This is a genomic window from Paracoccus aestuarii (assembly GCF_028553885.1).
GTDB lineage: Bacteria > Pseudomonadota > Alphaproteobacteria > Rhodobacterales > Rhodobacteraceae > Paracoccus > Paracoccus aestuarii.
The window spans coordinates 2,659,421-2,677,275 of record NZ_CP067169.1 but is presented as its reverse complement, the minus strand read 5'-3'; the positions used below and the strand labels follow the sequence as shown (position 1 = coordinate 2,677,275).

Sequence of the window (17,855 nt, the reverse complement as noted above, 5' to 3'; positions counted from 1 at the left end):
CCGGCGTGAAGCGTGACCGGAATCTGCGGTTTGGGTTAACGCATTGCCGCCCCGGCTCACTCCGCCGTCAGCTGCGCGACCAAGGCCTTGGCGGCGTCCGAATCCCATTCCGCATCGCCCAGATAGCGCGCGACCTCGCGCCCCTCGCGGTCGATCAGCACGGTGACGGGCAGGCCCACCACGCCCATGTCGCGGGCGACCTGCTGGCGCGGGTCCAGCAGCACGGGCAGGGTTTCCACCCCCACCTCTTCGAAGAAGGCGTCGATGCGGTCCACGGCGTTGCGGCCCGTGGCGATGGTCACCACCTCGAAATCGTCGCCCCCCAGTTCCGCCTGCAGGCGGTCAAGGGCGGGCATCTCCTCGCGGCAGGGGGCGCACCAGGTCGCCCAGAAGTTCAGCATCACCACCTTGCCCTGCCAATCGGCCAGGGTATGCGCGGCCCCGTCGCGGTCGGTGAATTCGGTCTGGGCCACGGGGGCGGGGCTTTCCGCCACGACCAGCTTGTCCAGCCCCCCGTCGCGGGCGGCCTGCCAGTCGGGGTCCGCGGCGAAGGCGGTGTTTGCACCGAAAACAAGGGCCGTATAAAGCAGGGCGGAACGCAGCATGTGACCTCCGAAGGACGAATTCATGACCGACCGGCCCCAGACCTCCGCCAACAGCATGTGGGGCGGGCGCTTCGCCGCCGGGCCGGACGCGATCATGGAGGCGATCAACGCCTCGATCGGGTTCGACCGGCGGCTCTATGCACAGGACATCCGGGGCAGCCGCGCCCATGCCGCCATGCTGGCGGCCACGGGCATCATCGAGGGTAGCGATGCCGAGGCCATCGGGAAAGGCCTGCTCACCGTCTTGTCAGAGATCGAGGCGGGCGATTTCGCCTTCCGCACCGATCTGGAGGACATCCACATGAACGTGGAGGCCCGCCTGAAAGAGATCATCGGCGAACCCGCGGGCCGCCTGCATACGGGCCGGTCCCGCAATGACCAGGTGGCGACCGATTTCCGGCTGTGGGTGCGCGATCAATGCGACGCGGCGATCGACGGGCTGACCGCCCTGATCCGCGCGGCTTTGTCGCAGGCCGAGGCGGGGGCCGATTGGGTCATGCCGGGCTTCACCCATCTGCAGACCGCGCAGCCGGTGACCTGGGGCCATCACATGATGGCCTATGTCGAGATGTTCGGCCGCGATCTGTCGCGCTTCCAGGACGCCCGCCGTCGCATGAACGAATCGCCCCTGGGGGCCGCGGCGCTGGCCGGGACTGGCTATCCCATCGACCGCGACATGACCGCCGCCGCGCTGGATTTCGACCGGCCCATGGCCAACAGCTTGGATGCGGTCAGCGACCGGGATTTCGCGCTGGAGTTCCTCGCGGCCAGCAGCATCTGCGCCGTCCACCTGTCGCGCCTGGCCGAGGAGCTGGTGATCTGGTCCTCGGCCCAGTTCCGCTTTGTGTCGATGTCGGACAAGTGGTCGACCGGGTCGTCCATCATGCCGCAAAAGCGCAACCCCGACGCGGCCGAGCTGATCCGCGCCAAGATCGGCCGCATCCTGGGGGCGACGGTCGCGCTCTTCACGGTGATGAAGGGCCTGCCCCTAGCCTATTCCAAGGACATGCAGGAGGACAAGGAACAGGTCTTCGACGCCGCCGACACGCTGATGCTGGCCTTGGCCGCGATGACCGGCATGCTGTCGGACCTGACCGCGAATCGCGACCGGCTGGAGGCCGCGGCCTCCAGCGGATTTTCGACCGCGACGGACCTGGCCGACTGGCTGGTGCGCGAACTGGGCCTGCCCTTCCGCGACGCCCATCACGTCACGGGCAGCCTGGTCGCGCTGGCCGAGGGGCGCGGCATCGACCTGCCCGACCTGACGCTGGATGACATGACCGGCGTGCATGCGGGCATCACGCAGGACGTCTTCTCGGTTCTGGGCGTGCATAATTCTGTGGCGTCGCGCCAGAGCTATGGCGGGACCGCGCCCGCCCAGGTGCGCGCGCAGATCGCCCGCTGGAAGGAGATCCTGGCATGAGGAACATCGTCATCATCGTGGCCATCGTCGTCGTCGCAGCCTTGGTCCTGTCGGGCTGCGGCGTGGACGGCCCCCCCGAACGCCCCGAGCCGCGCCTGCAGCAGCAGATCGGCATCAGCATCGGCGGCGATGCCCGCATCGGCGTGGCGGCGAATCTCTGACATGGATCACTTCACCTACAGAAACGGCGAACTGCATGCCGAGGACGTCCCCCTGACCTGCATCGCCAGCCAGGTGGGCACGCCGGTCTATGTCTATTCCGCGGCCACGCTGACGCGGCATTTCGGCCTGTTCCGCCAGGCGCTGGACTGGACGGATCACCTTGTCTGCTTTGCCGTCAAGTCGAACAGCAACCTGGCGGTGCTGAAGCTGCTGGGCGATCTGGGCGCGGGGATGGATGTCGTCTCGGGCGGGGAATATGCACGGGCCCGCGCGGCGGGCGTGCCGGGGGACCGGATCGTGTTTTCCGGCGTCGGCAAGACCATCCCCGAGATGCGCATGGCGATCGAGGGCGGCATCCGCCAGATGAACCTGGAAAGCGAACCCGAGATGCACGCCCTGTCGGCCCTGGCCCACAGCATGGGCGCGACGGTTCCCGTGGCCATCCGCGTCAATCCCGACGTGGACGCCAAGACGCATGAGAAGATCGCCACCGGCAAGTCCGAGAACAAGTTCGGCATCCCGATCAGCCGCGCGATGGAGGTCTATGCCGAGGCCGCCGCCCTGCCGGGACTGCGCGTCGTGGGGGTCGATGTGCATATCGGCAGCCAGCTGACCGATCTGGCGCCCTTCCGCGCGGCCTATCTGAAGGTGGCCGAGCTGACCCGCGCCCTGCGTGCCGCGGGCCATGACATCAGCCGGCTGGATCTGGGCGGCGGCCTGGGCATCCCCTATCGTCGCGACAATTCCGCGCCGCCCTTGCCCATCGAATACGGCCAGGTCATCCGCGAGACGGTGGGCGATCTGGGCTGCCAGATCGAGATCGAGCCTGGCCGCAACATTGTCGGCAATGCGGGCATCCTGCTGTCGCGCGTGATTTATGTGAAGAAGGGCGAGGATCGGGATTTCCTGATCGTGGATGCGGCGATGAACGACCTGCTGCGCCCGGCCATGTACGGGGCGCATCACGACATCGTCCCGCTGATCCAGCCGCCCTTGGGTGCCGAACAGCAGGGCTATGACGTGGTGGGGCCGGTCTGCGAATCGGGCGACACCTTCCAGAAGGGCGCATCCCTGCCCGCGATGGCGCCGGGCGGGCTGGTGGCGTTCCGCTCGGCCGGGGCCTATGGCGCGGTCATGGCGTCGGAATACAATTCGCGGCCCTTGGTCCCCGAGGTGCTGGTGCAGGGCGATCACTTCGCCGTCATCCGCGCCCGTCCCACATATGACGAGATGCTGGGGCGCGATAGCATCCCCGCATGGTTGTGACAGCGGACCACGAACCCGAGGACGGACAGGGCGCCGAGGCGCTGCCGTGCGGCGTCGCCCGCGCGCTGCGCCTGACGCGGTGGGGGATGGTCTGGGAACGCGCGGCGCGGGCCTTCTGGCCCTTGGCCGCGCTGCTGGCCTTGGGCTTTTCGGCGCTGTGGCTGGGGCTGGTCGCGCCCTTGGGCGCGGCGCTGCCGTGGCTGGCGGGGGGCTGGCTGGCGGCGGTGATCGTCGCGGCGGGCCTGGGTGGCTGGCGCTATCGCCGGGTGCGCCTGCCCGAGGCGCTGGCCCGGCTGGACGCGACCCTGCCGGGTCGGCCGCTCAGCGCGCTGTCGGACCGCCCGGCCTTGGGCGACGATGCCCTGTGGCGCGCCCATCTGGACCAGATGCAGGCCATCGCCCGCACGGCCCGGCCGGTGCGCCCGGATGCCGACCTGCCGCGGCGCGACCCCTTCGCGCTGCGCCTGGCGGGGATGGTCGCGCTGGTCATGGCGCTGATCTTCGGCGGCGCGGGCCAGATGGGGCAGGGGCTGCGCGCCATCGCCGCCACCATGACCCCGCCCCCGGGCGCCACCGCCACGGCCACCGGCCCCGCATGGGAGGGCTGGGCCGAACCCCCCGCCTATACCCGCCGCCCGACGCTCTATCTGAACGCCATGGCCGAAGGGGCGGTGCTGGAACTGCCCAAGGGCAGCGCGGTCAGCTTCCGCCTCTATGGCGGGGGGGCGGAGCTCAGCCAGGATATCGGCCCCGACGAGGGCACCGACCCCACCGCCCCGGCCTTTCGCGCCGAACGCTCGGGCGCGATCGAGGTCGCGGGCCGCCGCTTCGACGTGACCGTTCTGCCCGATGCCGCGCCCCGGATCCGGGCGGGGGCCGCGCCCACGCGCCGGGCGGATGGGCGGATGATCCAGGATTTCACCGCCAGCGACGATCACGGCGTCGTCTCGGCCCAGGCCCTGATCGAGCTGGACCTGCCCGCCATCGACCGCCGCTTCGGCCTGGCCGCCGATCCCGATCCGCGCGATCCGGTCCGGCTGGACCTGCCCCTGCCGCGCGGCGACCGGCGCGAGGTTCAGGGCCAGCTGGCCGAGGACCTGTCCCGCCACCCTTGGGCCAATCTGCCGGTGCGCATCACCCTGCGCGCCCAGGACGGCATCCAGCAGGTGGGCCAGGCCGATCCCATGGCGCTGGCCCTGCCGGGGCGGCGCTTCTTCAACCCCCTGGCCGCCACGCTGATCGAGATGCGGCGCGACCTCTTGTGGGCGCGGGGCAATGCCCCCCGCTCGGCCGAGATCCTGCGCGCCGTCACCTGGCGCCCCGATGGGTTCGTGGCCGACGATCTCTATGCCCAGCTGCGCGGCGCGGTGGGGATGCTGGAGGCCGGTCCCTTGGACCCCGATGACCGCGACGCCTTGGCCGAGGCCCTGTGGCAGGCCGCGATCCAGCTGGAGGATGGCGGCCTGGCCGACGCACTGCAGGCCATGCGCGAGGCGCAGCAGAAGCTGTCCGAGGCGATCCGCAACGGCGCCAGCCCCGACGAGATCCAGCGCCTGATGGACGCGCTGCGCGAGGCGACCGACGCCTATACCCGCATGCTGGCCGAACGCGGCGACGGCCAGGATCAGGCCGACAGCCCCGATCGCGGCCAGCAGGGCCAGCAGATCACCGGCGACCAGATCCAGCAGATGATGGACGAGATCCAGCGCCTGATGAACGAGGGCCGCATGGCCGAGGCCCAGGCCCTGCTGGACCAGTTCAACCGCATGATGGAAAACCTGCAGGTCCAGCAGCAACAGGGCCAGGGCGAGGGCCAGGGCCAGCAGGGCAGCCAGCCGATGAACCGCCTGGCCGACACGCTGCGCGAGCAGCAGCGCCTGTCGGACGAGGCCTTCCGCGAACGCCAGCGTCAGCAGGGCCGTCAGGGCGAGGGCCAGGATGGCGGCGAGGGGCAGGACGGCGACAGCCTGGCCGACCGCCAGGGCGCGCTGCGCGACGATCTGGCCCAGCAGCAGGGGCTGATGCCCGGCCAAGGCTCCGAGCAGGGCGACGAGGCCCGCCGCCAGCTGGACGAGGCCGGCCGCGCGATGGAGGATGCCGAACAGGCGCTGCGCGACGGCGACACGGCCGGGGCCATGCAGCGCCAGGCCGATGCGATCCGGTCGATGCGCGAGGGCATGCGCGCCCTGGGCGACATGGCCGCGCGCGAGGGTCAGCAGGGCCAGCAGGGCGAGGACGGCCAGCAGCCCGGCGGCCAGCCCGGCCAGACGGCCGAGGGCGGCCAGGCGCAATCCCCCTATGAGGGGCAGCCGATGCTGGATCCGTTGGGGCGCGAAAGCTCGGGCGGCGGCAATGTCATCACGAACGGCGATCCGCTGGCCGAGGGGCTGGACCCCGCGCGGCGCGCCCGCGACCTGCTGGACGAGATCCGCCGCCGCAGCGGCCAGCCCGACCGGCCCCAGGACGAACGCGACTATCTGGGCCGGTTGCTGGACCGGTTCTAGGGGGCCATGCCCACCCACTCGGCCAGCCAGAACCGCGCCGCGTCCAGCGCGGATCGCAGCGCCGCCGCCTGTTCGGCCAAGGGCCCGCCCTGCGCCGCGATCCGCGGCGCCGCCAGATAGACAGCCACCACCGCAAAGGCCAGCACCAGGGCCAGCGCCATGCCGATGGCGCGGCCCCGCCGGGGCGCGGGGCGCGGCTCGGTCAGCAGGATCGGCGCGCTGGCCGCACGCGGGCGCGGCACCGCCGTCAGCCCCGCCGCCGGGCGGGTCAGCACCGGACGGCGCGCGGCCGGGGCCGCGGGCTGCGGTTCGGGTTCCGGTGCGGGTTCCCGTTCGGGTTCGGGCGGGGGCGGGGTCAGGACCGGGGTCTGGGCCACGGGTGTCATCGCGCGGCTGCTGCCTGCGGGCAGGATGACGGTCGTGGCGGGCCAGTCGATCTCCTCGGATGCGGGATCGGCGGTGGCATCTGCAGCGGGCGTTTCGGCGGCGCGCAGGCGGCGTTCATGTTCGACCTCGTCCTGCAGGATGTCCAGCAGGTCGGGGGCCAGACGGCTGGATGCCGGGGGCAGGGCGGTGACCGCGGGCCGGTCGTCGCCGTCATCGCCCGACGCGCGCTGGAAGGCCGCCAGGTCCAGCCGGTCGGCGCCCGGCGGGCGGGCCTGCCAGACATGGCCGCAATCGCTGCATTCGACCTCGCGCCCGGCGGGGGGGATGGCATCCGCCGGCAGGGCGTAGCGCGCCGCGCAACCGGGACAGATCAATTCGATTTCAGCCATGCCACCCTCGTATTCGTCGTGCGGCTGTTCTATCAAGCGCAGGTCCGGCTTCCAAGTGCGCCGGGCGTCAGGTCCGCGCCAGACGGGCCGCAGCGGAAGAGAGGTGGCGCTTGATCGAGATGCGGGACGTAGGCTTCGGCTATCACGGCCAGGCCGAGCTTCTGTCGGGGATGACCCTGACGCTGCAGCAGGGGATGTTCCATTTCCTGACCGGGCCTTCGGGATCGGGCAAGACGACGCTGCTCAGGCTGTGCTTTGCCGATCTGCTGCCGACATCGGGGCAGATGACGGCCTTCGGGCATGACATGCGCGGCCTGTCGCGCGACGACATCGCGGATCTGCGCCGCCGGGTCGGCGTCGTCCATCAGGATCCGCAATTCCTGGACCACCTGCCCCTGGCCGAGAACGTGGCCCTGCCGCTGACCGTCGCCTCCGAGCCGGTGGACATGGAGGCGCTGCGCGATCTGCTGGGCTGGGTCCAACTGACCCAGCATGCCCGGACCCTGCCGCCGTCGCTGTCGGGCGGGGAACGCCAGCGCGCGGCCTTGGCGCGGGCGGTGATCCTGTCGCCGGACCTGGTGCTGGCGGATGAACCGACGGGCAATCTGGACTGGGACATGTCGATGCGGCTGATGCAGCTGCTGATCGAGCTGAACAAGTCGGGCAAGACCGTCCTGGTGGCGACCCATGACCTGAACCTGATCCGCGCGGCCAAGGCGCAGGTCACGGCGCGGGTCCTGCGCATCAGCGGCGGCAGCCTGCAACTGGCGGGGGCGGATCTGTGATGCGCGACAAGCTGACGGGGATCAGGCTGGGCAGCCTGTGGCAGGGGCTTCTGGGCGAAAAGGGCGGGACCGGCGGGCGGATCGTGCCGCCCACGGGATTCACCGCGCAGCTGACGCTGTTCTCGGCCGGGGCGATGGCCTTTCTGGCGGTCTTCGCGCTGGCCCTGGCGCTGGCCACGGGGCGGCTGGCCGATCGCTGGTCGGCAGAGCTGGCGGGCAGCGTGACGGTCCGCGTCAGCGCCCCGGTCGCCGAACAGGAACAGCGCGTGCAGGCGGCGATGACGGTCCTGCAATCCACCCCCGGCACCGGCCAGCCGCGCCTGCTGCCCCAGGACGAGCTGGCCCTGCTGCTGGAGCCGTGGTTCGGCCCCGACATGCCGGTCGACGCGCTGCCCGTGCCCGCGCTGATCGACCTGCCGGTCGAGGGCGGATTCGACGCCGAGGGCCTGCGCCTGCGGCTGGAGGCCGAGGTGCCGGGCGCGGTGCTGGACGATCATACCGAATGGCGCCGGCCGCTGGTCTCGGCGGCGAACCGGCTGCGGGTGCTGGGCGTGGTGTCGCTGATCCTGATCGGGGCGGCATCGGCGGCGATGATCACGCTGGCGGCCAAGGCGGCGCTGGCGGCCAATGGCCAGGTGATCCGCGTCATGCGGCTGATCGGCGCGCGCGACCTGACCATCGCCACGGCCTTCGTCCAGCGCTTCACCCGCCGCGCGGCGGTGGGGTCGGCCATCGGCACGGCGGCGGGGATGATCGCCCTGGCCATCCTGCCCGATGCCAGCGCGGCGGGCGGTTTCCTGACGGGCCTGGGCTTTCGGGGCTGGGACTGGCTGATGCCGCTGGCCATCCCGGTCATCGCCGCCGCGGTCGGTTTCCTGGCCACGCGATGGGCCGCGCTGAAGATGCTGGGGGCCGTGCGATGAACCGCCCCGGCCCGATGACCCCGGTCCAGCATCTGCGCAACCTGCTGTTCTACATCCACCTGATCTTCGCCACGCTGATCATCGGCATCCTGGGCATCCCGTCCCTGCGCCGGGGCCGCGATGGCGCCAATGCGGTGGCCACCCGCTGGATCGGGCATTTCATCTGGGCGGCCCGCGTCTATCTGAACCTGACCTGCGAGATCCGCGGCACGCCCCCCACCCAGAACTGCATCGTCGCGGCCAAGCACCAGTCCTTCTGGGACATCATGGTGATCGCCCATGCCGTGCCCCGCCGCGCCTTCATCATGAAGCGCGAGGTGATGCGCGTGCCCGTCATGGGCTGGTATGCGTGGAAGACCGGCTGCATCCCCATCGACCGCACCCGCGGGCGCGACGCGATGGCCGCGATCAACGCCACCATCAACCAGCGCATGTCGGCCGAGGGCGTGGGCCAGCTGATCATCTATCCGGAGGGGACGCGGACCCTGCCGGGCCAGCGCCGCCCTTACAAGCATGGCGTGGCCACGATCCGCGCGGGCACCGGCCTGCCGGTGGTGCCGGTCGCGGTGAATTGCGGCATGTTCTGGCCGCGCGGCGGATGGGGCATCCGCCCGGGCCGATCGGTCGTGGAATTCCTGCCCGTCATCGGCCCCGATGTCCCCGCCGAGGGCCTGATGCCCCGGCTGGAGGCCGAGATCGAGACGACCTCGGACCGGCTGATGGCCGAGGCGGGGCTGCGCCTGCTGGAACCGGGCGGGGCCGATGACAGCCCCGCCCGGCCGGGCGGTCACCTCAGCTCGTAATAGCGCGGCACATGCGGCGCATGGGGCGGCAGCCCCAGATCGCGCCGCAGATGCGGGCTCAGATGCCTGAGGTCCGGCGGCCGGGGCCGCCTGCGCCGAGGCAGCAGCGCCGCGCGGATCGCGGCCCAGAGGACCGCCGTCGCACCATGGCGCGCGATCAGGCGGTGGATGGCGGGGCGCAGGCTGTGGCGCTGCGGATGCAGGTCTGCAATCATCGGTTCTCTCCGATCAAGGGGTCAGGGTGGGTGGTGACCATGACGGCATGCGGACGGGCGCGCTGAATCGGCGCCGGACCGGATCTGTCGTCATGGGGGTGCCCGTCAGGGCCGCCGGATCAGCGTCGCTGTCGCGAGGCCTGGCCGGAGGATGCCGGTGCGGTGAAAGCGAGGGTCGTGTTCATGCGCCCTCCCTTGTCGTCGCGTGGCTGCGGGCTTGGGCAGGCTGCGGCAGAACTGCATGTCGCGCAATCCTGCAATGCGAAAAGCCGCCCCGAAAGGGACGGCTGTTGCAGGGCGGTCACAGTTGCGTGACCCGTCAGGCGGTCAGGCCGCGCGATCCCATGGCCAAGAACTTGGCGCGGCGGTCCTGGATCAGGTCCTTGGGCGACAGGCCATGCAGGTCGTCCAGCATGGCCGCGATCTCGTGTCCGACGGCGGCGATGGCGTCGCCCGGATGGCGCTGCGCGCCGCCCATGGGCTCGGCGATGATCCGGTCGATCACGTCCAGCGATTGCAGGTCCTGGGCGGTCAGGCGCAGGGCCTCGGCCGCGTCGCGGGTGCGTTCGGCATCCTTCCACAGGATGGATGCGCAGCCCTCGGGCGAGATCACCGAATAGATCGAATGTTCCAGCATCGCGATGCGGTTGGCGGTGGCGAAGGCCACGGCCCCGCCGGACCCGCCCTCGCCGATGATGACGCTGACCAGCGGCACGCCGATCTCCAGGCATTTCATGGTGCAGCGGGCGATGGCCTCGGATTGCCCGCGTTCCTCGGCGCCCTTGCCGGGATAGGCGCCGGGCGTGTCGACCAGCGTGATGACCGGCAGGCCGAAGCGATGGGCCATGTCCATCAGCCGCACGGCCTTGCGATAGCCCTCGGGGCGGGCCATGCCGAAATTGTGGTGGATGCGGGACTTGGTGTCGTTGCCCTTCTCATGGCCGATGACCACGCAGGGGGCGTCGTTGAACCGCGCCAGCCCGCCCATCACCGCATGGTCGTCGCCAAACGCGCGGTCGCCGGCCAGGGGCGTGAATTCGGTGAACAGCGCCTGGACATAGTCGCGGCAATGCGGGCGATCGGGATGGCGGGCCACCTGCGTCTTGCGCCAGGGATCCAGCGAGCCGTAGAGATCGCGCAGCAGATCGGCCGATTTGCGGTCCAGCGCCGCGGCCTCCTTTTCGACATCGACGGCGCCTTCGCCCTTGCGGGCCATGGCGCGCAGCTCCTCGGCCTTGCCTTCGATATCGGCCAGGGGTTTTTCGAAATCCAGGTAGACCATGCGACATGCCTTCGGGGTTCGGTTCGGGGCTATATAGGCCGGTCGGGCAGGGGTTGCAACGCGACCGCTATTGCAGGTCGGCGAAGGCATGGGTCAGGCGGCGCGCGGCCTCCTGCACGCGGGCGCGGGGCGTGGCCAGGTTGAAGCGCAGATAGCCCGATCCGCCCGCCCCGAAGCTGTCGCCGTGATTGGCGGCGATCCGCGCGTCGCCCTGGACGCGGGCGATGACCTCGGGCTGGGCCATGCCGGTCCCCGAGAAATCGACCCAGGACAGATAGGTCGCCTGCAGCGGCATCGACCGCAGCCCCGGGATCGCGTTCACCGCCGCGTCGAAGACCCGCCGGTTGCCGTCCAGATAGGCCACCAGCGCATCGACCCAATCCGCCCCCTCGGGCGAATAGGCGGCGGCGACCATGTCCATGCCCAGCATCGCGGGCGATATGCCCGCCGCCATCAGCGCGTCGCGGAACCGCGCCCGCAGGCCGGGATCGGCGATGATCGCCTGACCGATATGGGCCCCCGCGATGTTGAAGGTCTTGGTCGCCGCGTTCAGCGTCACCAGCCGGTCGGCGATGTCCGGCGCGGCCAAGGCCGTCACCACATGGCGCGGCGCGTCAGGCATGACCAGATCGGCGTGGATCTCGTCCGAGACCAGGATCAGGTCGTGGGCCTTGCAGAAATCGGCGACGGCGCGCAGCTCCTCGGCGGACCAGACGCGGCCGCCGGGATTGTGCGGCGAACACAGGATCAGCATCCGCTCGGACCCGTCCAGCCGCGTCTCCCAGTCCTGCCAGTCCATGTGATACTGCCCGTCCCGAAGCGCCAAGGGCAGCTCGACCAGGCGGCGCCCGCCGGCGCGCACGATCCGGCCGAAGGCGTGATAGACCGGGCTCATGACCACGACCCCGTCGCCGGGCGCGGTGAAGGCGTTCAGCGCCATCGCCACCCCGTTGACCAGCCCCGCGCAGGTCAGGATCCAGTCGGGCTGGATGGTCCAGCCGTGGCGCGCCTGCATCCACCAGCCGATCGCGTCCAGATAGGGCCGGTTCGCGCCGGGATAGCCATAGACGCCATGCGCCGCCGCGCGATCGACCGCGGCCTGGACGCAGGCGGGGGGCGCGAAGTCCATGTCGGCCACCCACATCGCCAACCCGTCATCCGCAGACACGCCATAGGCCGCCTGCATGTCGTCCCATTTGCTGCAATGGGTGCCGCGGCGGTCGATGATGCGGTCGAAATCGGGGGCGGGCATGGCGGGGTCCTTCCGGTTGGGTTCCCCTTGCATACGCCTGTTGTTGCTTATGGTGAAGGCTTGGCCTAAATCCAAGGGCATGAGCCTCAGACCGATCCTGATCCATCCCGATCCGCGCCTGAAGAAGGTGGCCGAACCCGTCGCCCGCATCACGCCGGAGATCGAGACGCTGGCCGCCGACATGCTGGCCACCATGTATGACGCGCCCGGCATCGGCCTGGCCGCGCCGCAGATCGGCGTGGGCCTGCGCGTCTTCGTGATGGACGCCACCCGCGAGCCCGAGGCCGAGCCCGCGCCCCTGGTCATGGTGAACCCCCGCGTGACCTGGGAATCCGAGGCGCTGAACAGCTACGAGGAGGGCTGCCTGTCCATCCCCGAGCAGTATGGCGAGGTGACCCGCCCCGCCCAGATCCGCATGGAGTGGCTGGGGCTGGACGGCCGCATCCATGAACGCGAATTCGACGAGCTGTGGGCCACCTGCGCCCAGCATGAACTGGACCATCTGGACGGGGTGCTGTTCATCGACCACCTCTCGGCGATCAAGCGGCAGATGATCACCCGCAAGATGGTCAAGCTGAAGCGGGAACAGGCCCGTGCCTGACAGGGCAGGCTGGGTCCGCCCCGATCTGACGGGCGATCTGGCACGGGGCCGGGTGCAGCGGGTGCTGCTCTGGCCCGACCCGGTCCTGCTGACGCGCTGCGACCCGGCCGGATACCTGACCGGACCGGAGCTGCGCCAGCTGGCCGCCGACCTGCTGGTCACCATGTACGAGGCCGGGGGCAGGGGCCTGGCCGCGCCCCAGATCGGCGTGCTGCGCCGGGTCTTCGTGATGGATGCGGGCTGGAAGGACGGCCGCCCCGCGCCGCTGATCGCCGCCGATCCGGAAATCACCGCCCCGTCCGACGCCCGCGACACCGCCTCCGAGACCTGCCTGTCGATCCCCGGTCGCCCCGTGGACATGGACCGCCCCGAGGCCGTCACGCTGAACCATTACGACCTGGACGGCATCTTCCGCAGCCTGCGCCTGACCGGCCCTGCCGCCCGCATCGCCCAGCACGAGGCCGACCATCTGGACGGTCGCCTGATCCTGAAGGACCCCGCATGACCGTCCGCGCCTGCCTGCCTTGGGGCGATCCGCGCCTGCACCGCCCCGCCGATCCGGTCGAGGCGGTCACGGACACCGTCCGCATGATCTGGGACGACATGATCGACACGATGGAGGCGATGCCGGGCGTGGGCCTGGCCGCCCCCCAGATCGGCATATCGCTGGCCTTGGCCGTCGTCGACGCATCGGACAGGCGGGGCCAGGCGATCCGCATGGCCAATCCCGTCGTGCTGCACAAAAGCATCCAGATGCGCGCCCATGACGAGGCCAGCCCGAACCTGCCCGGCGTCTCGGCCCGGATCGAGCGGCCCCGCGCGGTCACGGTGCGATACCTCAACGACCAGGGCGAAAGCGAGGATCGCGATTTCGTGGGCCTCTGGGCCACCAGCGTCCAGCATCAGATCGACCATCTGGCGGGGCGTCTCTTCGTCGATCGCCTGTCGCCGCTGCGGCGCCGGATGCTGGTCGCCAAATCGGCCAAGCTGGCGCGCCGCTGATCCCCGAACCCGAACCGGAAAGGCCGCCATGCGCATCGTCTTCATGGGCACGCCCGATTTCTCCGTCCCCGCGCTGCGGGCCATCGCCGCCCGGCATCAGGTCCTGGCCGTCTATTGCCAGCCGCCCCGCGCGGCAGGTCGGGGGCAGAAGCCCCGGTCCTCGCCCGTCCAGCGCGCGGCCGAGGATCTGGGCATCCCCGTGCGCAGCCCCGTCTCGCTGCGCGACGCGCAGGCGCAGGCGGATTTCGCCGATCTGGGCGCCGATGCCGCGGTGGTCGTGGCCTATGGGCTGATCCTGCCGCAGGCGGTGCTGGACGCGCCGCGATTGGGCTGCGTGAACATCCACGCCTCGCTGCTGCCGCGCTGGCGGGGCGCGGCGCCGATCCACCGCGCGATCCTGGCCGGGGATACCCAGACCGGCATCGCCATCATGCAGATGGAGGCCGGGCTGGATACCGGCCCGGTCCTTGCCGAACGGCGCCTGCCCATCACCGATCGCGACACGACGGCCAGCTTGCATGACAGCCTGGCACAGATGGGCGCCGAGCTGATCCTCGACGTGCTGGAGGTGCTGCCCGGCGACCCCGTGCCCCAGCCCGAGGCCGGGGTGACCTATGCCGCCAAGATCGACAAGGCCGAGGCACGGATCGACTGGACCCGTCCCGCGGCCCAGATCGACCGCCAGATCCGCGGCCTGTCGCCCTTTCCGGGCGCGTGGTGCGACATCGCGGGCGAACGGGTCAAGCTGCTGGACAGCCGGCTGGCCCAGGGGTCGGGCGCGCCCGGCACCGTCCTGCCCGATTTCACCATCGCCTGCGGTGACGGCGCGGTGCGCATCCTCCTCGCGCAGCGCGCGGGCCGCCGCCCCATGACGCCGCAGGACCTGCTGCGGGGCTGGGCGCTGCCGGCGCAGCTGGGCTAGGGGCGGGAACCGCCCCTTCGCGCCCGGCCGCGGTGGGGGCCGCAGGCCCCTGCCCGGCGGGCGCGAAAGCCCCCGCAGGACCGATCGGGCATGAAAAAACCGGCCCCGCGGTGACGGGGGCCGGTTCGATTCGCGGCGCGGAGAGGGTCAGAGCGTGCGCTCGACCTCCTCGCGCTCGAAGATCTCGATGACGTCGCCGGGGCGGATGTCGTCGTAATTCTCGAAGGCCATGCCGCATTCCTGGCCGGACTGCACTTCCTTGACCTCGTCCTTGAAGCGCTTCAGCGTCTTCAGCGTGCCCTCGTGGATCACCACGTCGTCGCGCAGCAGACGCACGCCCGCCGAACGGCGCGCCACGCCTTCGGTGACCAGACAGCCCGCGACCTTGCCGACGCCGGTGACCTTGAAGACCTCCTTGATCGACGCATAGCCGATGAAGTTCTCGCGCACTTCGGCAGACAGCAGCCCCGAGGCCGCCGCCTTGATGTCGTCCACCAGGTCATAGATGATCGAGTAATAGCGGATCTCGACCCCTTTCTGGTTGGCAGCATTGCGGGCCGGCGCGTTGGCACGGACGTTGAAGCCGATCACCGGCGCTCCCGACGCCTCGGCCAGGCCGATATCGGATTCGGTGATAGCGCCGACGCCGTAATGCAGGACCCGCACGCGGACCTCGTCATTGCCGACCTTTTCCAGGGCCTGGACGATCGCCTCGGCCGAACCCTGCACGTCGGCCTTCACGACCACGGGCAGTTCGGCCACGTTCACATCTGCCTTGGCCTTGGCCATCAGCTGTTCCAGCGTGGTGGCGGCACCGGCGGCGGCGCGCTTGTCCTTGGCCTGGGCGATGCGGAACTCGGCGATCTCGCGGGCCTGGGCCTCGGTCTCGACCACGTTCAGCACGTCACCGGCCTCGGGCGTGCCGTTCAGGCCCAGCACCTCGACGGGGACCGAGGGACCGGCCTCCTCGACGCGCTCGCCCTTGTCGTTGATCAGCGCGCGGACCTTGCCCCATTGCTCGCCCACGACGAAGATGTCGCCGCGACGCAGGGTGCCGTGCTGGACCAGCACGGTGGCCACGGGGCCGCGGCCCACATCCAGCTGTGCCTCGATCACCGCGCCTTGGGCCGCCCGGTTCGGGTTGGCCTTCAGCTCCAGGATCTCGGCCTGCAGGGCGATGGCCTCCAGCAGGGCGTCCAGACCGAGGCCCGTCTTGGCCGAGACCTCGACATCCTGAACCTCGCCCGACATGGCCTCGACGACCACCTCGTGCTGCAGCAAGTCGGTGCGGACCTTCTGGGGGTCGGCTGCGGGCTTGTCGATCTTGTTGATCGCCACGATCATGGGCACGTTCGCGGCCTTGGCGTGGTTGATCGCCTCGACCGTCTGCGGCATCACGGCGTCATCGGCCGCGACCACCAGGACCACGATATCCGTCACCTGCGCGCCACGGGCCCGCATCGAGGTGAAGGCCGCGTGGCCCGGCGTGTCCAGGAAGGACAGGACCGCACCCGATTCCGTCGTCACCTGATAGGCGCCGATATGCTGGGTGATGCCGCCGGCCTCGCCCGAGACGACATTGGCGTTGCGGATCGCATCCAAGAGCGAGGTCTTGCCGTGGTCCACATGGCCCATGATCGTGATGATCGGCGGGCGCGAACGCAGGTCCTCGTCCTTGTCGACGACGGTGTCGATGACCTGTTCCACATCGGCATCGCTGACGCGGACGGCGCGATGGCCGAATTCCTCGATCACCAGCTCGGCCGTGTCGGCGTCGATGGGCTGGTTCATGGAGACCATCATGCCCATCTTCATCAGCGACTTGACCACGTCGGCGGCGCGTTCCTTCATCCGGTTCGCCAGTTCCTGCACGACGATCGTCTCGGGCAGCTGGACGTCGCGGACCTGCTTTTCGGCGCGGACCGACTGGCCCATCGCCTTCTGGCGGGTGCGTTCCTGCTTGCGCTTCATCGCGGCCATGCTGCGCTGGCGGCCGCCTTCGCCGTTCAGCGCCTGGTTCAGCGACAGCTTGCCGCCGCGGCGGTTGTCGTCCGTCTTGCCCTTGCCGGCCTTGTCGCGGTCGGGACGGTCGGCCACGCGATCGGGCTTGCGGGCCACGCCGGTGGACACGCCCTTGGTCTCGGCGCGCGCGGCGGCGGCCTCGATCGCGGCCTGGTCGGGGGCGGCGGGCTTGGCGGCGGCGGCGGGCTTGGGACGTTCCTGGCGCGGCTCGGCCTTGCGGCGGGCCTCGTCGGCGGCGTCCTGGGCGGCCTGCGCCTCGGCCAGCGCCTTGGCCTTCAGGGCCTCCTCGCGCTCGCGCTCCTCGCGGGCCTTGGCCTCGATCTCGGCGCGGCGGCGCTCGCGCTCCTCCTCGCGGGCCTTCTCCTCGGCCGCGCGGCGGGCATTGTCCTCGGCCTCGCGCGCCTTGGCGGCGGCGAGGGCCTTCAGACGGCGCTCCATCTCGGCATCCGAGATGCCGGCGGGCCGCTTGGAGCTGTCGCCGGCCATGCGGGCGGTCAGCGGGTTCTTTTCTTTCTGGGCATCGGTCATCGGCGTGGCGGCCTTGGGCACCACGACGCGCTTGCGCTTGGTCTCGACGACGACGCTTTTGGTGCGTCCGTGGCTGAAGCTCTGCTTGACCTGTCCCGAACGGCCAGCGCCGCCGAGACCCAGGGGGGGTTTTCCGTCTTTATCGCTCATCTGCGTCTTCATTCCTTCCCGACGGCCGTATTGCCGTCGTCATGCCCGCGCAGACCCGTCAGTCTGGCAGCTTCCAAGATTACCTTGTCCGTCAGGCCACCCTTCGCAAGCGCGCCGTGTATGACATGATCTCGCCCAAAGGACAAACCCAATTCCGATGCCGTCAGGCAGCCGAACCAGCGCCCGCCGGTGGGCGTCCACAGCTTGCCCTTGCCGCGTTCCGACCCGTCGCTGGCCTGCAGCAGGACCTTGGCCCGGCCTTCGGCCAGCCAGCCCTTGACCTTTTCGAACCCGGCCACCGCGCGGCCCGATTTCCGGGTCAGCGAGACCAGGTCGATCAGCCGCCGCGCGATGCCCTGTTCGACCAGCCCGGGCAGGTCGGGATCGACCTGCACCTGCTGGCGCGCGGCGCGCGAGAACAGGTTCTTCGCCACCGCCTTCTGAAGGGCGGCCGGATCGGCCGCCACCCAGATGCCCCGGCCGGGCAGCTTTTCCGCCAGGTCGGGCGCGACCTGGCCGTCGGGCCCGATCACGAAGCGGATCAGGCCCCGCTTGGGCTGCACCTCGCCCGTGGCGATGCACCGGCGTTCCGGGTCGTCCCGGTCCTTGTCACGTCCACCACGGCTCAAGCGCG

The 17,855-nt window shown here is 70.6% G+C and carries 18 protein-coding genes; 11 read left to right on the top strand and 7 right to left on the bottom strand.

Annotated features, from left to right (window positions below; all coding sequences use genetic code 11):
- Positions 1-56: 56 nt before the first annotated feature.
- The gene (locus tag JHW48_RS13565; protein WP_240637873.1) at positions 57-605 is read right to left on the bottom strand and encodes a TlpA disulfide reductase family protein; all 549 of its coding nucleotides are present in this window, start codon (positions 603-605) and stop codon (positions 57-59) included.
- A gap of 22 nt (positions 606-627) precedes the next feature.
- On the opposite strand from JHW48_RS13565, the gene argH reads away from it, so the two are divergent.
- From argH to JHW48_RS13545, 4 genes are read left to right on the top strand one after another with little or no spacing between them, the layout of a single operon-like run.
- Entirely contained in the window at positions 628-2,028 is a 1,401-nt protein-coding gene (argH, locus tag JHW48_RS13560; protein ID WP_119886625.1) for an argininosuccinate lyase, read from the top strand.
- Positions 2,025-2,189 carry an argininosuccinate lyase gene (locus JHW48_RS13555; protein ID WP_119886626.1) on the top strand — a complete coding sequence of 55 codons (165 nt, stop codon included), beginning with the start codon at positions 2,025-2,027 and terminating at the stop codon, positions 2,187-2,189. The genes argH and JHW48_RS13555 overlap by 4 nt, the downstream gene beginning before the upstream one ends.
- Before the next feature lies 1 nt (position 2,190).
- Complete coding sequence (gene lysA / locus JHW48_RS13550) at positions 2,191-3,456, top strand: diaminopimelate decarboxylase (protein ID WP_119886627.1); 1,266 nt, start codon at positions 2,191-2,193, stop codon at positions 3,454-3,456.
- Positions 3,447-5,960 (top strand): DUF4175 domain-containing protein, encoded by a 2,514-nt coding sequence (locus tag JHW48_RS13545; protein WP_240637874.1) that lies wholly within the window; start codon positions 3,447-3,449, stop codon positions 5,958-5,960. The genes lysA and JHW48_RS13545 overlap by 10 nt, the downstream gene beginning before the upstream one ends.
- Here JHW48_RS13545 and JHW48_RS13540 read toward each other — a convergent pair.
- Positions 5,957-6,736 carry a zinc-ribbon domain-containing protein gene (locus JHW48_RS13540; RefSeq protein ID WP_272835631.1) on the bottom strand — a complete coding sequence of 260 codons (780 nt, stop codon included), beginning with the start codon at positions 6,734-6,736 and terminating at the stop codon, positions 5,957-5,959. The two genes, JHW48_RS13545 and JHW48_RS13540, sit on opposite strands and share 4 nt — an antisense overlap.
- A 110-nt stretch (positions 6,737-6,846) precedes the next feature.
- On the opposite strand from JHW48_RS13540, the gene JHW48_RS13535 reads away from it, so the two are divergent.
- The 3 genes from JHW48_RS13535 to JHW48_RS13525 are packed head-to-tail and all read left to right on the top strand — an operon-like array spanning position 6,847 to position 9,247.
- Positions 6,847-7,521, top strand: a complete 675-nt coding sequence (locus tag JHW48_RS13535) for a cell division ATP-binding protein FtsE (protein ID WP_119885238.1) — start codon at positions 6,847-6,849, stop codon at positions 7,519-7,521.
- Positions 7,518-8,444 (top strand): cell division protein FtsX, encoded by a 927-nt coding sequence (locus JHW48_RS13530; protein WP_419182389.1) that lies wholly within the window; start codon positions 7,518-7,520, stop codon positions 8,442-8,444. The genes JHW48_RS13535 and JHW48_RS13530 overlap by 4 nt, the downstream gene beginning before the upstream one ends.
- The gene (locus tag JHW48_RS13525; RefSeq protein ID WP_119885237.1) at positions 8,441-9,247 is read left to right on the top strand and encodes a lysophospholipid acyltransferase family protein; all 807 of its coding nucleotides are present in this window, start codon (positions 8,441-8,443) and stop codon (positions 9,245-9,247) included. Before JHW48_RS13530 ends, JHW48_RS13525 begins: the two co-directional genes overlap by 4 nt.
- Here JHW48_RS13525 and JHW48_RS13520 read toward each other — a convergent pair.
- From JHW48_RS13520 to JHW48_RS13510, 3 genes are all read right to left on the bottom strand, one after another.
- Complete coding sequence (locus tag JHW48_RS13520; protein WP_119885236.1) at positions 9,232-9,462, bottom strand: hypothetical protein; 231 nt, start codon at positions 9,460-9,462, stop codon at positions 9,232-9,234. The genes JHW48_RS13525 and JHW48_RS13520 overlap by 16 nt on opposite strands.
- A 319-nt stretch (positions 9,463-9,781) precedes the next feature.
- Positions 9,782-10,744, bottom strand: coding sequence for an acetyl-CoA carboxylase carboxyltransferase subunit alpha (locus tag JHW48_RS13515; protein ID WP_119885235.1), 963 nt, complete (start codon positions 10,742-10,744; stop codon positions 9,782-9,784).
- 67 nt (positions 10,745-10,811) lie between these two features.
- Positions 10,812-11,996, bottom strand: coding sequence for a MalY/PatB family protein (locus JHW48_RS13510; RefSeq protein ID WP_119885234.1), 1,185 nt, complete (start codon positions 11,994-11,996; stop codon positions 10,812-10,814).
- Between the two features lie 79 nt (positions 11,997-12,075).
- On the opposite strand from JHW48_RS13510, the gene def (JHW48_RS13505) reads away from it, so the two are divergent.
- The 4 genes from def (JHW48_RS13505) to fmt are packed head-to-tail and all read left to right on the top strand — an operon-like array spanning position 12,076 to position 14,521.
- Positions 12,076-12,597 (top strand): peptide deformylase, encoded by a 522-nt coding sequence (gene def, locus JHW48_RS13505; RefSeq protein ID WP_240637712.1) that lies wholly within the window; start codon positions 12,076-12,078, stop codon positions 12,595-12,597.
- Positions 12,590-13,102 (top strand): peptide deformylase, encoded by a 513-nt coding sequence (locus JHW48_RS13500; protein WP_240637711.1) that lies wholly within the window; start codon positions 12,590-12,592, stop codon positions 13,100-13,102. Before def (JHW48_RS13505) ends, JHW48_RS13500 begins: the two co-directional genes overlap by 8 nt.
- Positions 13,099-13,599 carry a peptide deformylase gene (gene def / locus JHW48_RS13495; protein WP_119885232.1) on the top strand — a complete coding sequence of 167 codons (501 nt, stop codon included), beginning with the start codon at positions 13,099-13,101 and terminating at the stop codon, positions 13,597-13,599. The genes JHW48_RS13500 and def (JHW48_RS13495) overlap by 4 nt, the downstream gene beginning before the upstream one ends.
- A gap of 28 nt (positions 13,600-13,627) precedes the next feature.
- Positions 13,628-14,521 carry a methionyl-tRNA formyltransferase gene (gene fmt, locus JHW48_RS13490; RefSeq protein WP_119885231.1) on the top strand — a complete coding sequence of 298 codons (894 nt, stop codon included), beginning with the start codon at positions 13,628-13,630 and terminating at the stop codon, positions 14,519-14,521.
- A gap of 147 nt (positions 14,522-14,668) precedes the next feature.
- Here fmt and infB read toward each other — a convergent pair whose 3' ends face one another.
- Positions 14,669-17,221, bottom strand: coding sequence for a translation initiation factor IF-2 (gene infB, locus JHW48_RS13485; protein WP_119885230.1), 2,553 nt, complete (start codon positions 17,219-17,221; stop codon positions 14,669-14,671).
- A gap of 8 nt (positions 17,222-17,229) precedes the next feature.
- On the bottom strand, positions 17,230-17,850 hold the full coding sequence (locus tag JHW48_RS13480; protein ID WP_119885229.1) for an RNA-binding protein: 621 nt from the start codon (positions 17,848-17,850) through the stop codon (positions 17,230-17,232).
- Between the last annotated feature and the right edge of the window lie 5 nt (positions 17,851-17,855).